11 protein-coding genes and 2 tRNA genes are annotated in these 13,159 nt (G+C 53.1%); 9 read left to right on the top strand and 4 right to left on the bottom strand.

The window, feature by feature from the left end; translation table 11 throughout:
• Positions 1 to 17: 17 nt before the first annotated feature.
• The 4 genes from HBA49_RS02635 to cmrA all read right to left on the bottom strand — a co-directional run bounded on the left by HBA49_RS02635 (position 18) and on the right by cmrA (position 4,159).
• Positions 18 to 1,337, bottom strand: coding sequence for a threonine/serine exporter family protein (locus HBA49_RS02635; RefSeq protein WP_112767261.1), 1,320 nt, complete (start codon positions 1,335 to 1,337; stop codon positions 18 to 20).
• 98 nt (positions 1,338 to 1,435) lie between these two features.
• Entirely contained in the window at positions 1,436 to 2,416 is a 981-nt protein-coding gene (locus HBA49_RS02630; protein WP_081455688.1) for a hypothetical protein, read from the bottom strand.
• Positions 2,413 to 3,276 carry a hypothetical protein gene (locus HBA49_RS02625; protein ID WP_005525965.1) on the bottom strand — a complete coding sequence of 288 codons (864 nt, stop codon included), beginning with the start codon at positions 3,274 to 3,276 and terminating at the stop codon, positions 2,413 to 2,415. Before HBA49_RS02625 ends, HBA49_RS02630 begins: the two co-directional genes overlap by 4 nt.
• A gap of 82 nt (positions 3,277 to 3,358) precedes the next feature.
• Positions 3,359 to 4,159 (bottom strand): mycolate reductase, encoded by an 801-nt coding sequence (gene cmrA, locus HBA49_RS02620; RefSeq protein WP_005525798.1) that lies wholly within the window; start codon positions 4,157 to 4,159, stop codon positions 3,359 to 3,361.
• A 63-nt stretch (positions 4,160 to 4,222) separates the two neighbouring features.
• Here cmrA and orn point away from each other — a divergent pair, with 63 nt between their 5' ends.
• From orn to HBA49_RS02575, 9 genes are all read left to right on the top strand, one after another.
• Positions 4,223 to 4,852, top strand: a complete 630-nt coding sequence (gene orn, locus HBA49_RS02615; RefSeq protein WP_005525634.1) for an oligoribonuclease — start codon at positions 4,223 to 4,225, stop codon at positions 4,850 to 4,852.
• A 44-nt stretch (positions 4,853 to 4,896) separates the two neighbouring features.
• Positions 4,897 to 4,969, top strand: a tRNA-His gene (locus HBA49_RS02610).
• Positions 4,970 to 5,085: 116 nt separating this feature from the next.
• Positions 5,086 to 5,158: transfer RNA gene (locus tag HBA49_RS02605), tRNA-His, on the top strand.
• Between the two features lie 310 nt (positions 5,159 to 5,468).
• Entirely contained in the window at positions 5,469 to 7,508 is a 2,040-nt protein-coding gene (locus tag HBA49_RS02600) for an ATP-dependent nuclease (protein ID WP_005526584.1), read from the top strand.
• The gene (locus tag HBA49_RS02595; protein ID WP_005526375.1) at positions 7,509 to 9,461 is read left to right on the top strand and encodes a UvrD-helicase domain-containing protein; all 1,953 of its coding nucleotides are present in this window, start codon (positions 7,509 to 7,511) and stop codon (positions 9,459 to 9,461) included. It begins immediately after the preceding gene.
• A gap of 145 nt (positions 9,462 to 9,606) precedes the next feature.
• A complete protein-coding gene (locus HBA49_RS02590) occupies positions 9,607 to 10,326 on the top strand; it encodes a CPBP family intramembrane glutamic endopeptidase (RefSeq protein WP_225866145.1) in 720 nt (239 codons plus the stop codon).
• 97 nt (positions 10,327 to 10,423) lie between these two features.
• Complete coding sequence (locus HBA49_RS02585) at positions 10,424 to 10,672, top strand: hypothetical protein (RefSeq protein WP_005526045.1); 249 nt, start codon at positions 10,424 to 10,426, stop codon at positions 10,670 to 10,672.
• Between the two features lie 121 nt (positions 10,673 to 10,793).
• The gene (gene cmtR, locus HBA49_RS02580; protein WP_005525777.1) at positions 10,794 to 11,144 is read left to right on the top strand and encodes a Cd(II)/Pb(II)-sensing metalloregulatory transcriptional regulator CmtR; all 351 of its coding nucleotides are present in this window, start codon (positions 10,794 to 10,796) and stop codon (positions 11,142 to 11,144) included.
• On the top strand, positions 11,096 to 13,150 hold the full coding sequence (locus tag HBA49_RS02575) for a heavy metal translocating P-type ATPase (protein ID WP_005525963.1): 2,055 nt from the start codon (positions 11,096 to 11,098) through the stop codon (positions 13,148 to 13,150). Before cmtR ends, HBA49_RS02575 begins: the two co-directional genes overlap by 49 nt.
• Positions 13,151 to 13,159: the final 9 nt, after the last annotated feature.

Raw genomic sequence — 13,159 nt, 5'->3', positions numbered from 1 at the left:
CGTCGACAAGCGGAAAGCTAGCGGTCGTCGACGTTTTTGTGCAGGTCAATGTGGCGGCCAAACGTCCAGTCGGGGTCGGTCAGCATGCGCGCCACCACCAGACCGGCGCCGATAGCGATAATGCTTAAGCTTGCCGACGCCGCGGTGCCCACGCCACTGTCAATGTCGCCGCTGTTGAGGTAGTACACGGTGCGGTAAATCGCAGTGCCGGGGATCATCACCACCGACGCCGGCACCGTAATCGTGATGCGGGGAATGCTGATGCGCTTGGTCAAAAGCGCACCAAGCAGGCCCACCACCAGAGCCCCGATAAACGCCGCAAACTGGGGCTGTAACCCGGCCTCGGCGCACACGAGACGCACCATGTTAGCGACCGTGCCGATCGTGGTGGCGGTAATCGCCATGCGGCGGGAAGAATTGAACAAAATAGCGAACCCGGCAATACCAACAATTGTCGCCCCGGTGGCCTCCAGGTACCACAAAAGATTCGGTGTCGCCGGATCCGGCGGCAGGGGCTGCAACCCCGTAATCAGCGACACCGCGGTCGCCGCCATGGTTGCGGTGCAGATCACCGTCGTGGCGTAGCACAATCGGGACAGGCCGGAAAACAGGTCGAAACGGCTCAGATCCAACAGCGACGAGAATAGCGGAAACCCGGGGATAAGGAACAGGACGGACGCCACATATCCGGTGGTGAACGTGGGTGAATCAATAATCCCCACCATGGCGAGTCCCTTCGCCATAAACAAATACATGAGGCTGGCGACCACGGCAGCCATGGCGGTTGTACCCAATTGATTCAGATGGCGGCGGGCGCATGAATGCCGAACAATCTGCCCCACCGCGGCAGCCAGGGCCACCACCACTGCCTCCAGGAACGGATAGTGGTTGAGCACCGCAAACCCGCTACAGGCCAGGCCTGCGGCCAGGGCCTGCACCCACACAGGCCACCGCTTTCCGACTCTTTGTTCGATCTGGTCAAGCTCCCGGTGCAGCTCCTCCGCGGTGTAGCTGCTCCCCATGTGATGGCTCAAGTTTTCCAGCGCCTCAATGCGGGAAGCATCCACGGCAGGATTATCCCGGTTGACCACAATGGTGCGGAAAAGCTCCCCCTTATGGAAGGAACAGGTTATATTATTGACCGAGATCACGGCTTCAACCCGGTCAAAGCCTAAGGCACGTGCGGCCCGTTTCATCGCTCGGATAACGCGATAGCCGCCGGTGCCTGCGGCCATAATCATGGCACCGAGCCGAAGCACGGCATCCGCATCCTCCCCCATTTGGTGCTCGGCTTCGACTAATTGCAAAAGGTGATGAGTGTCTGATTCTTCAGCCATGATTCCCATTCTGGCACTCATTCTCTGCCTTGACGAGACCCAATAGCGTGCAATTGGCCACTTTTTATCGGGTGCGCTACCACCTGGTTGCCGCATGGCTACCCGGCTAATCGGGCGAGTGTCGCATCATAGGCCCGAATCCATCGCACCGCCCTATCGTATTCCCCCGCCTCAATAAGCGTTAGCAAATCCGCATTGTCCCGAACTAGGGTTTGAATATGCCGCAGGAATTCGGGAGTAGCAAGGCCCCGGGCAAACCATTCCGGGTCCCGTCCCGCCTGATAACGTGCAGGATCGGCGGTGGCCGGCGCTCTTCCGCTCCCCCAGGGATTCGCCGCGAGCAGCCTTCCGGCAACCCAGTCGCGTAACCAGCGAAGCCGCTCGGCGGGGCATAACATCGCGGCAATGGTTACCCGGGGTTGCAGCACATCGAACATATCGATCAACTGGTGCCGACTGTATTTCGGGGACCACTGGCCCACAAACACCCCATCATTCATTGTGGCCAATCGTTGCGCGGTGCGTTTCAAGAAACACAGCTCGGTGGCGGCACTCTCCACTGTCTGCCTCATCGCCCGCCGGCGCGCCGACCCCTGCCCAAACTCTTCCCCAAGTCCCTGCTCAGCAGCCCCCTCCCCACACTCCTGCTCACGCTCGAACCCCCGAATATAACCACGCACATACCAACCTGGTTGCAAGCAATACACGTCGGTGACTCGCAGTCGACCCTGGGCATCCCAGCCGGCGCCAACGGTGTCCCCCACATCGAGGGCATAGTGCCGCAGCGGGGCGGAAACGAAGAAGCAATTCGGTGCTAGCGGCACTGCGGGAAAGGTCTCCTCCGGCAACCGGAGGGCATCACCTAAGGCACCTCCACCCCCATGAGGGTAGGCACCCCTACTAAGGGCACCAGACCGACGTGACACACTCATCCCACCCGTATCACCGGCACCACGTGTCTGGCGCGCCCGGCCTTGGCATCCTGTCTCGTCCGAGCGCCGCACCCCAGATGGCTGGCGCACCGCGGCACCGAACGCCCGGTGTTCCCCACTGATCGTGATGCACACCGGGGGCGTCACGATTGCTCACCACCCAACAATTGCCCGGCCTCCCCGCACAGCGCTTCGAGAAGCCCCACGTCTCGCAGGCTGCGACGCAACAAGGCCGCATCCGGGGAGTTCAGCACCCAGGCAGCGGTTTCAGACCAGGTGGCGGCTGCCGCCAGGTCGGGGTATGCGTGCCGGTGGGCGTCGATAAGTGTGAGGAAGAGCCGCACCGGATCATGCTGCCGCAACACCATGTGGACGCCATGGGTGCCGTCGGCGTCATCGCTGGTGGTGGGGAGCAGCCGGTTCGCCCATTCGGCGAATTCCACATCAGTGTCGCGCAGCAGCGTATCCCGGCGCGCCCGGCAGGTCATGTGTACGTAGTGGTGGATGGGTACGGGGCAGGCGGTGAAGAAGTCCCGGAAGGTGCCGGTGTCGAATGCGGGTGACCAGTAGCTGGTGAAGAAGAGGCGGCCGACGTGGCAGGAGTAGGCGCGGCGTTGGAGGAATGCGCGCAGTTTGGCGCGTTGTTCGGGATCGGTGGGAGCGTCGCCGTAGACGAGGTTTCCTGGTTGGAGCCGGATAATGGTGGTGACGATGAGGCGATGGGTGCTGGCCACCCCCGCACCGCAAAGCGTTAGCGTGTCGGCCCGGGCGGCACCGCCACCAGCAGAAGCACCGCCCCCGCCAACCCCGCCACCAACGCTACCAGCAATGACAATATCCCCAGGCACGAGGGGAAACGTGGTGTGGTCAGCGTTGGTGATGGTGTACCGGTCGTGTCGGCACGGGACCCGCCTGGCAGTGAGGGTTTCGGAACAGTTAACTACGGGGTAGAGGATTGGTGGGCTGGCCGCGGGCGAGAGCGTGAGAGTGAGAGTCGGGGTGGGCATGGAGCCTCCTTGAATAAGGCAGTGTAGTTCCAACAGCGCGCATAGTGTTGGACTGCCCAGGTCCCGATTTTGGCCAGGCGGGCTAGCTCATTTTTTTGTAGAACCAGCCCATGACCGGCGAGAGGACGCGGGTGGGGGCGACCGATGAGACAACATTCATGGCTTTGGAGAGGGGTCCTGGGACGACGCGGCGGCGGTTTTTGGCCATGGCTTCGAGGGTTTCTTTCGCGCAGGACTCGTAGGTGGTCCACAACACATCGGGGACGACCTTATCCACAATGGATTTCTCGTTCTCGGGAATGATGGCGTCGCGGACGGGGCCGGGGGCGAGAAGGGTGCAACTGACGCCGGTGTTTTTGAGTTCGTAGTGGAGGGCTTCGGTGAATGCATTGACGCCGGCCTTGGTGAGCACATAGGTGGCGTTGTTGGGGATGGGGATGTTGCCGGCAGCGGAGCCAACATTGCAGATGGCGCCGGTTTTTCGGCGGATCATGCCGGGGAGGACGGCGTGGGTGAGTTCGAACACTGCGGTGGCGTTGAGGGCGAATTGGGTGGTTTCGTAGTTCCAGTCTTGGTTGATGAAGGGGCCGAAGCTGGCAATACCGGCGGAGTTAATGATGATATTGATGTTTCGGTCGCGGATGTCGTCGATAAGCTTGTGGAGCTGATCGGGATCCGCAAGGTCGCAGGGGTAGACCTCGGCGATAATGGAGTGTTTGCGCTCTAGCTCGTCGGCAAGCTGGGCGAGAATGTCGGCGCGGCGGGCGACAAGGATGAGGTTGTGACCGAGTTTGGCGAGGTCGCGGGCAATTGCCATGCCGATGCCTTGGCTGGCGCCGGTGACGAGTGCGCGGGCGTCTATGGAGGGGGCCGGTAGTGTCATGGTTTTCTTGCTCCTCTGTTTGGGTCGTTTTAGCTTACTTTACGACGACGTACACTAGTACCTATGGCCGATATGGATAAGCATGATCGAATTGTGTGGATTGACCTGGAAATGACGGGTTTGGATATTCACGAGCACACCATTGTGGAGGTGGCCGCGTTGATAACGGATGCGGATTTGAATGTGTTGGGTGAGGGGGTGGATGTGGTCGTGCATGCCAGCGAGGAAGAATTGGGGCAGATGAATGAGTTTGTGACGAACATGCACGAGTCGTCGGGGCTATTGGCGGAGATTCGGGAGTCGAAGGTGACTCTCAAAGAGGCCGAGGATGCGGTGTTGGAGTTGATTGCGAAGCATTGTGACTTAGAGCATCCGGCACCGTTGGCGGGAAATTCGATTGGGACGGATCGGGGGTTTATTCGGGAGTATATGCCCAGGTTGGATGAGGCGTTGCATTATCGGATGATTGACGTGTCGACGGTGAAGGAGTTGGCGCGCAGATGGGCGCCACGGGTGTATTATCACCAGCCGGAGAAGGACATGTCGCATCGGGCGTTGGCGGATATTGTGGAGTCGATTCGGGAGCTGGATTTTTACCGGCGAGTGTTGTTTGTAGCGAATCCGCGAAACCAGGCGTGCGAGTCGGCGCAGGCTGCCGCGATCGAACGATACCAGGAGTATTTACAACCATAATTCCGTGTGATATCCTGAAACGTTTCGCCGACATGGCGGGAATGGTGATTATAGCTCAATAGGTAGAGCACCAGGTTGTGATCCTGGGTGTCGCGGGTTCGATTCCCGCTAGTCACCCTGATGGGCGCGGCATGTCGCGCCCGTTTTTCTTGCACACACCCCCTACTACCAGCGGTTTTTACAATTGTGGGTTTTTGGGTTAGCATTGTTCTCACTGCTTGAAGGCAGTGATGGTGGCTGTAGTTCAGCTGGTAGAGCACCAGGTTGTGATCCTGGGTGTCGCGGGTTCGAGCCCCGTCAGCCACCCCTAACGGTGAGGTTTTATGCCTCACCTTTTTCTTTTACCCGCTTTACGACGGGGACGTCTAAAGCAATTTTTAAACCAGGAAGCTTATTCAGCGTCCCCAAACATGACTAGTTTCCGGGAATAACAAAAGACAAGCTAGATGGCATATTCTTTCTGATCTTCCACTTGTTAGCGTAGATGGATTTCCCCAGCAGCTGAATAAGCTTCCTGAATAAGCTTCACGATAAAATCAGGTATCAAATCCCCCACGACTGATAAATACGTCATGTTATAGTTGCTTCATTAGCATTTTGAGCACAAAGGTAGAAGATGTATTTAAGCAAACTTACGCTTAAGAATTTCCGCCAATTTAGCGAGGAGGACCCGTTAGAAGTTGACTTTCAGCCTGGCGTTGTAGCATTAGCCGGCCCTAATGATAGTGGAAAAACTGCAATCATAGATGGAATACGCTACCTTCTTAGAACCCGAGATCAGGATTATCAACTTTTTCAAGATGATGACTATTACATCAGTCCAAACAATGAGCAAGCCAATTATTTCACAATTAGTGTGATCTTCGAAGATCTATCTTGTGAAGATCGAGCTCGATACCTTGAATATTTAACCTATCCTATCGATTCTTCTGGGACACGAAAAACGGATGAAGATGTTATCCTTCAGTTAACATTGCGTGTTGAAAAAAAGAAAAATGGCAATCGTTTTTGGAATGACGCAAAACTTTACTGCGGATCAGAAGCTTTAGTAGGGAAAATCGTAGACTCAGAAACCAGAAATCTACTAGCTTGTACCTATCTACGCCCATTACGTGACGCAGAACATGAAATGTCTTCAGGACGAAACTCCCGCTTGTCTCAAGTTCTGAAACAATTCCCATCAATCAATGATGGCGAGAAAATAATTAATGGTTACATACCCACTTCGGATAATGAGCTAAGAGAACTTAGCTTATCCGGATTATCAGACTTACTAAAGATACTTATTAATGATAACAACAGCATCAAAGAGGCAACAGATGAGTTAAATCAAAAGCATCTAACGAATTTAATCCTCCGGAATGAATCCATCACTGGTGAATTTACTTTTACAACCGGAGCAACGGATGATGCTAAATTACAACAAGTATTAGAGCAACTTGATTTAACGCTCAAAGGTAGCGAAGGACAAAGTGACAGAGGCCGCTTTGGACTTGGCTCTAACAATCTACTATTTATAGCCTGCGAACTATTACTCATAGCTAAAGGTGATATTGGTTTCCCTCTTCTATTGGTTGAAGAACCTGAAGCACACCTACACCCTCAACGTCAATTACAGTTACTAGAATACCTACTTGAACAGGCTGAAGGCACATCAAAAATCCAAGTAATTATTTCCACACATAGCCCAATTCTTACTTCAAAAGTCAAGGTCGAAAATATCATCCTTGTCAATCATGGAAAAGCACATTCTTTAGCAAAGGGCAAAACCCAACTCTCAAATAATGACTACAGTTTCCTGTCAAGGTTCCTGGATGTTACCAAAAGTAATTTATTCTTCGCTGAAAATCTGATTATCGTGGAAGGTGATGCGGAAGAACTACTTATACCAGTCATCGCCAAATTAATTGGTTATGACTTAACAAAACATGGCATTTCAATTATTAATGTGGGAGGTGTTGGTCTGCGACGATATTCTCGCATTTTCCAGAGAAAAGACGAAAATGCTCAACCTGTAGGTATCAGGGTATCTAACATAACGGATCGTGATCTCATCCCAGAAGCAGCTCTCCCAATATTAGGGTATGAGCACCCAAAAAGTGAAGAAGAGGATAAAAAATCAACCCGAAGGTGGCGATCTGAATCTGATCCAAAACTTGGCAAGATATGGGGAAATGAAGAATCCATCGAAGAGGGCCGAGAAAACTATATCCGCAGAAAGAAAGAAGGCGATAGCAATTTCGTAAAGACTTTCGTGTCGGATCACTGGACTTTTGAATACGATCTGGCATACGCAGGCTTAGCAAAAGAAGTATTTGCAGCAGCTAAATTAGCATTAAAAGACGAAAGTCTACATAAAGAAGATAACTATTGTAAAAAACGCGAAGAAATTCGCAAAGAAGCTATCAATGAATTCTACAAACTGTCTGATGCCCGTTCGGTACCCCCTGCCGTTCAAGCGTACAGACTTTTTATCGAGGGAAGTAAAGCATCAAAGTCGATAGCCGCACAGTATCTTGGGGATATTCTCTATGAAAGGTTTACCAATCCTGATTCTGAGAAGTTAAGGGATTACTTACCATCGTACATTATTGAAGCAATTGAATTTGCGGCAGGCACTAACACTAATATGCATAATTATAAAGTGATTGAATAAATGCTACTACCGGTAACACCTATCACAGATGAAGAAATTCAAGTCATCGCTCAAAACTCAGACTTGAAACCGCTAGATTCAGAACGTCTGGATTTTCTCAAAAATCTAGGCCCAGTAGATGTATCTGCTTGTCCCGGCAGTGGTAAAACAACATTAATTATCATGAAGTTATTACTATTAATGGAGAAATGGGAATCAACCTCTCAGGGTATTTGTGTTTTATCACACACTAACGTGGCAAAAAATGAAGTATCAACACGATTAGAGCGAACTGGAATTAATCATAATTTGAATGGTAAACCACATTTTGTCGGCACTATTCATGGTTTTATCAATCAATTCATCACCTATCAATACCTATTCTCTATGGGTTATCCGCCTCAACAAATCAATACCAATCTTGCCTATGAGTGGAGGTGCAAGAAAATATCACACCAAACAAGGGTCTATCTAGAACAGCACCATATAGAGCTTAAAGATATTAAGATCGAATCTATTAATGAGAATTCCCCTTTTGGCGACAAACTGATAGATAAAAAGAATGCACCTGGCAAACACACTTTGACATATCAAGAAATTGCAAAAGTATTTTGGCAATCCATTCGAAACGGAATTATAACGGACGATGAAATTTTATTTTTTGCCAAAATAGCACTTGAAATATGCCCAGAAATAATACAATCGATTAGATACCGATTTCCCTTTGTGATTACTGACGAGACCCAGGATTGCTCATCAGCTCAGATGGAATTACTCAACCACCTATTTGATTCTGGTGCGGATAAAAAGAGTAAATCAGTGATTCAACGAGTTGGTGATCCAAATCAAGCAATTTATTCCAGCTCTGAAAAGATTAATTTTCCCAATAAGGATTCTATCACCATCGCCAACAGTCATCGGCTAAATGGAAAAATAGCAACCATTGCTACTTCTCTTGCGGTATCAGGAATTGAGGGAGGATTAAAGGGAATCAACGATTCTAATCCGCAAAATCCTCTGCATTTTATTCTATTTGATGACCAAAATATTGAAAAAGTACTCCCAACATTTGCCGATATTGTATCATCTAATATTCCACCGGATGTTATTAGTAATAATAAGGTAGCTGCAATTGGAGACAGAATCAGGGGAGAAAATGAGGAGAAACGCCCCTATTCGCTTCGAGATTATTACCCTCCTTTCTCTGCAGATAAACAAACAAGAGATTTTAAACATTTTTATGATTATGTTGTCCATGCACAATTAAGCATCAAAGAATCAGGGATGTTAAGTGATGGAGTTGAGATTTTAGCCGATGGATTTACCCGCATTATCAGTAATGATAAATTTGCTATAAAAACTTCTGCCCGAAGAAAATACCAAAACCTGATTCAAACACTACATGACAACAAGATAGACGCTGGAGAAATCAAAAATCTATTTTCTAGAATATTACTTGAAAAAAGCACTTCTAAAATAACATATTTTGATCTACTGCTTAATATTACTAAAGATATAGTACTTCCAGGTAGTAATCATGATCAAGAAATAGAGAAGATTAAAAATTTCTACGCCATTCCAAAGGAGAACATTCATCGATCCCCTTATCCTCCCACTAATGTGTTCCAGCACAACGGAGTTAAAATTGAACTATCTTCGATCCATGCAATCAAAGGTGAAACACATGCAGCGACCCTGCTATTAGATACTTTTAACAGGATGTACTTTGTCAAACGTATAATCCCATTCCTACTCGGGCATAAAATTCCGAAGCGAACTACGGACAAACACAAAAGAGCTATTTGTGGAAGCTTTGTGGCTTTTACTCGCCCCACCCATCTCCTAGCAGTTGCAGCTCCTGAATCTCACCTAAAAGAGAATGAAATCTCTAAATTAGAAGAAAGAGGATGGACCATAGATACATCTCTCTGCGAACCATGGGATGAGTTCGGGATGGAGTCATGGTTACTATAGGCAAGCTCGAACACTATTAAGATTCAGACAACCCCCTCGTCGTAAAGCCCAATCAGCAGCTACAAAATTGCTATTACCCCCGCATGAGTACGCAATGCACAGTCACTACACTGGAAATCACCGCGGGTTAACACCAATGGAGGTTATGATGGATATATTCGCTAGACAACAGGCCAAGCCATTCTTTTTGGTGCTCATCCGGCTAGTGGTCATGGCGGCATTGGCGCTTGCGACCTACGGCGTCCTCAGGGTGACCGGTATTAGCAGGGATTTTCCGCCGACCGATATTATCTATTTTCCGTTTGTCACTATTATCTGCGGTGTCGTTATTTGGCGTACGTTTCGTCAATACAACGCTTCGTTCTGGGCTTATCTTGGTTTTGAGAGGCATCGGATAGGAAAAGATATTGCGTGGGGGCTGCTTTGGCTGGTTGTCACATATATCCCATTGATTATCACCTTGATGGGGGCAATGTACCTCATGTTTGGTGCCGACATGTTCAACCATTTTGAGCAGATATTCAGCAAGTCAAGCCCGCAACTGCCCGGCGGCGTCATCGCAACAATAAGCATATTGAGCGCAATTATGTTCCTGGCCAATGCGCCGATTGAAGAAATCATTTATCGCGGTTGGCTACAAACCGGTCTCACGCACCGCTATGGCGCTGTGGTTGCCATTATTGTTCAGGGGCTGCTGTTTGGGTTGCAGCACACCATGTTTGCTATCGACGTTCGGGGCATGGTGGTTTATGGATTCGCGTTCTTTGCATGGGGTGTTACCGCCGGCATCATTGTGCATAAGCAAAGGCGTCTGGCGCCCATGGTTATTGCGCACTGGATTGTCAACCTGGCGTTTTTGGGGTAGGGCCAATGCTCGCGGTCGGATTCGCGGCGCTGTGAGCTGCTAAAACAACCAAAGCAGGGATACGAACCCCGATTACGCAAGGAGATATGTCAGCATCATGTACCATGCCCGGCCAGAAGTCGCTGAGGAACGATTCGATCAGCTGGTGAAATTTCTGGAAGAGCATGGCGAAACAGGCATTGCACGCCAGGCGCAGAACGTGAAGGAATCCGGTGGTATCCGCGAAGCGCTGCATTTCATCACCGACAAGGCTGCCGAGGGGTTTTCCACCACGTCCTGCCAGGAGGCCACACCGCTTATCCTGCTCACCGCCATCGGAATCATGCAGACGCTACCACCCCACTAGGTTGTGGCCCGCAGGCCAAGACAAAGGTCGCAGAGACGGCAGGGCTCGGGCGCGGAAGGTACCGGAAAAGCAGCCATCACTCCCCTACCACATTGGTCAGCAAGCAGTGTATAGTCACCATATGCTGACTATTGCTTCTCGGCTGGACGTCATGAATCGCCTGGGGCGAGCCATGGCGGACGGCACTCGATCACGTATTCTCCTATCACTCCTAGAAAAACCCGGATACCCGGCTCAGCTGGCCCGGGACCTAGAGCTCACTCGAACAAACGTTTCTAACCACTTGGCCTGCCTGCGTGCCTGTGGAATCGTGGTCGCCATCCCAGAGGGCCGGCGGACCCGCTACGAAATTGCGGACCCGCACATCACGCGGGCGTTGGAATCGCTCATGGACGCGGTGCTGATGGTAGACGAATCACAGCCATGCGTCGACGACTGTTGTGCTCCCGCACCGGCAAAGGGGAAGGCATGAGCGGCGAAGAAACCAGCGCATGCGGCTGCTCCTGCGGCACGCCCAAGCCCCTATTTGACGAGCCGGAAGAGCACGGACCCTGGTGGAAAGACACCGAACTCATGTTCCCCATCACCGCCGGCGTGTTCTGCATTACGGGCTTCGTCCTAGACCACACAGTCTCCCCCACCGCCGCCCTCGCCTGCTACTGGGTGGCGCTCATTGCTGGTGGGTGGACATTCATCCCCGGCTCCCTCCGGCAGCTCGTGACCGGCAAGGGGCGGTCGCGGATGGGGGTGGGCTTGCTCATGACCATTGCCGCCGTCGGGGCCGTGCTGTTGGGCCACGTCGGGGAGGCCGCGGCCCTGGCATTCCTCTTCTCCATTTCGGAAACCCTGGAGGATCGGGCCATGGACCGGGCCCAACAGGGCCTGCGGGCACTGTTGTCGCTCATGCCCAACACCGCCCGGGTGGTCCGCGACGATGTGGAAACCACGGTGCCGGCATCGGAGGTACAGACGTCGGATGTGCTAGTCGTGGGTGCCGGGGAGCGGGTAGCCACGGACGGCACGGTGATTGCGGGGCAGTCGTGGTTGGACACGTCTGCGATCACGGGCGAGTCCATTCCGGTCGGAGTTTCCCCTGGTAGTAGCGTTTCGGCTGGCTCGGTGAATGGTTCGGGAACGCTGCGGATTCGAGCCACATCGGATGGCCTGGATAATTCGTTGACGCAGATCGTGCGCCTGGTGGAACAGGCCCAGTCGGCGAGGGGGGAACGGGCGCGGTTCGCGGATCGGATTGCCCGACCCCTGGTGCCGGCGGTGCTAGTGGCATCGCTGCTGATTGTATTGTTTGGGTTCCTGGTTGGTGATCCCGCGACGTGGACGCAGCGGGCGCTGGTGGTGTTGGTGGCGGCATCGCCGTGCGCAATGGCGATTGCGGTGCCGGTGACGGTGATTTCGGCGGTGGGGGCCGCGAGCAAATTGGGGGTGGTCATCAAGTCTGGGGTGGCGTTTGAGCAGTTAGGCACGATTCAGACGGTGGCCTTTGACAAGACTGGCACGCTGACCGAGAACAACCCACGGGTTGTTGCCACCCACTTTGTGGTCGACGATGCCCTGCCCATGGCTGCGGCGGTGGAGTCGGCGTCGTCGCACCCGTTGTCGCGGGCGATCGTGGCCGCGGCCGCCGAACCCGGCACCAACAACACTGATGCCGCCCTGACAGCGCACGAGGTGCAGGAACAGCCGGGTCGGGGTCTCATTGGCGTGGTAAAGGGAAAACGTATTCGGGTGGGTAGCCCCCGGTGGATTCCCACGGATGGGGCTAGTGGGTTGGCCGACCGGGTGGCGGAGATGTCCCAGGCCGGCATGAGCGTGGTTGTGGTGGAGGTCGACGGAACGCCTGCGGGTGTCCTGGGGATTCGGGATGAGTTGCGCCCGGAGGCCGCGGCCGCGGTTCAGGCATTGGCGGATCAGGGCATGCGGTCGGTCATGCTCACCGGCGACCAGGAGGTGACCGCCCAGGCGATCGCCGCGCAGGCGGGTATTCCATCGGATCGGGTGTGGGCGGGGCAATTGCCTGCGGATAAGGCCCGGGTCGTTGCGGAGCTCGTCGATAAGTCCCCCACCGCCATGATTGGGGATGGTATCAATGATGCACCGGCGTTGGCGGCAGCGACCGTGGGGATTGCCATGGGTGTGACCGGCAGCGATGCGGCAATCGAGTCGGCGGATGTGGCGTTTACCGGGTCGGATGTGCGACTCATTCCGGTGGCGTTGGCGCATGCGCGGCGGGGTCGGCGGATCATGACCGGCAATATTGGGTTAGCGTTGGCGATCATTGTGGGGTTGTTCCCACTGGCGTTGTTTGGCGTTTTGGGGTTGGCCGCGGTGGTATTGGTGCACGAGGTTGCGGAGGTCATCGTTATTGGCAATGGGTTGCGGGCCGGCCGGATGCCGCGGCAGCTGACCGCGCTCCCCGAGTCTACCCCGGCCGCACCCCCACAAGTTATTACTGCACAATAGCTACACACT

This window comes from Corynebacterium matruchotii (assembly GCF_011612265.2).
Taxonomy (GTDB): Bacteria; Actinomycetota; Actinomycetes; order Mycobacteriales; family Mycobacteriaceae; genus Corynebacterium; species Corynebacterium matruchotii.
Note: the sequence above shows the minus strand (reverse complement) of the source record. Positions and strands in the feature narration are given on the sequence as shown.

What these genes read in the sequence shown, in the direction of transcription:
- HBA49_RS02635 (WP_112767261.1), bottom strand. Translation starts at nt 1,337, where the DNA reads ATGGCTGAAGAATCAGACACTCATCACCTTTTGCAATTAGTCGAAGCC.
- HBA49_RS02625 (WP_005525965.1), bottom strand. Translation starts at nt 3,276, where the DNA reads ATGCCCACCCCGACTCTCACTCTCACGCTCTCGCCCGCGGCCAGCCCA.
- cmrA (WP_005525798.1), bottom strand. Translation starts at nt 4,159, where the DNA reads ATGACACTACCGGCCCCCTCCATAGACGCCCGCGCACTCGTCACCGGC.
- orn (WP_005525634.1), top strand. Translation starts at nt 4,223, where the DNA reads ATGGCCGATATGGATAAGCATGATCGAATTGTGTGGATTGACCTGGAA.
- HBA49_RS02600 (WP_005526584.1), top strand. Translation starts at nt 5,469, where the DNA reads ATGTATTTAAGCAAACTTACGCTTAAGAATTTCCGCCAATTTAGCGAG.
- HBA49_RS02595 (WP_005526375.1), top strand. Translation starts at nt 7,509, where the DNA reads ATGCTACTACCGGTAACACCTATCACAGATGAAGAAATTCAAGTCATC.
- HBA49_RS02590 (WP_225866145.1), top strand. Translation starts at nt 9,607, where the DNA reads ATGATGGATATATTCGCTAGACAACAGGCCAAGCCATTCTTTTTGGTG.
- HBA49_RS02585 (WP_005526045.1), top strand. Translation starts at nt 10,424, where the DNA reads ATGTACCATGCCCGGCCAGAAGTCGCTGAGGAACGATTCGATCAGCTG.
- cmtR (WP_005525777.1), top strand. Translation starts at nt 10,794, where the DNA reads ATGCTGACTATTGCTTCTCGGCTGGACGTCATGAATCGCCTGGGGCGA.
- HBA49_RS02575 (WP_005525963.1), top strand. Translation starts at nt 11,096, where the DNA reads ATGCGTCGACGACTGTTGTGCTCCCGCACCGGCAAAGGGGAAGGCATG.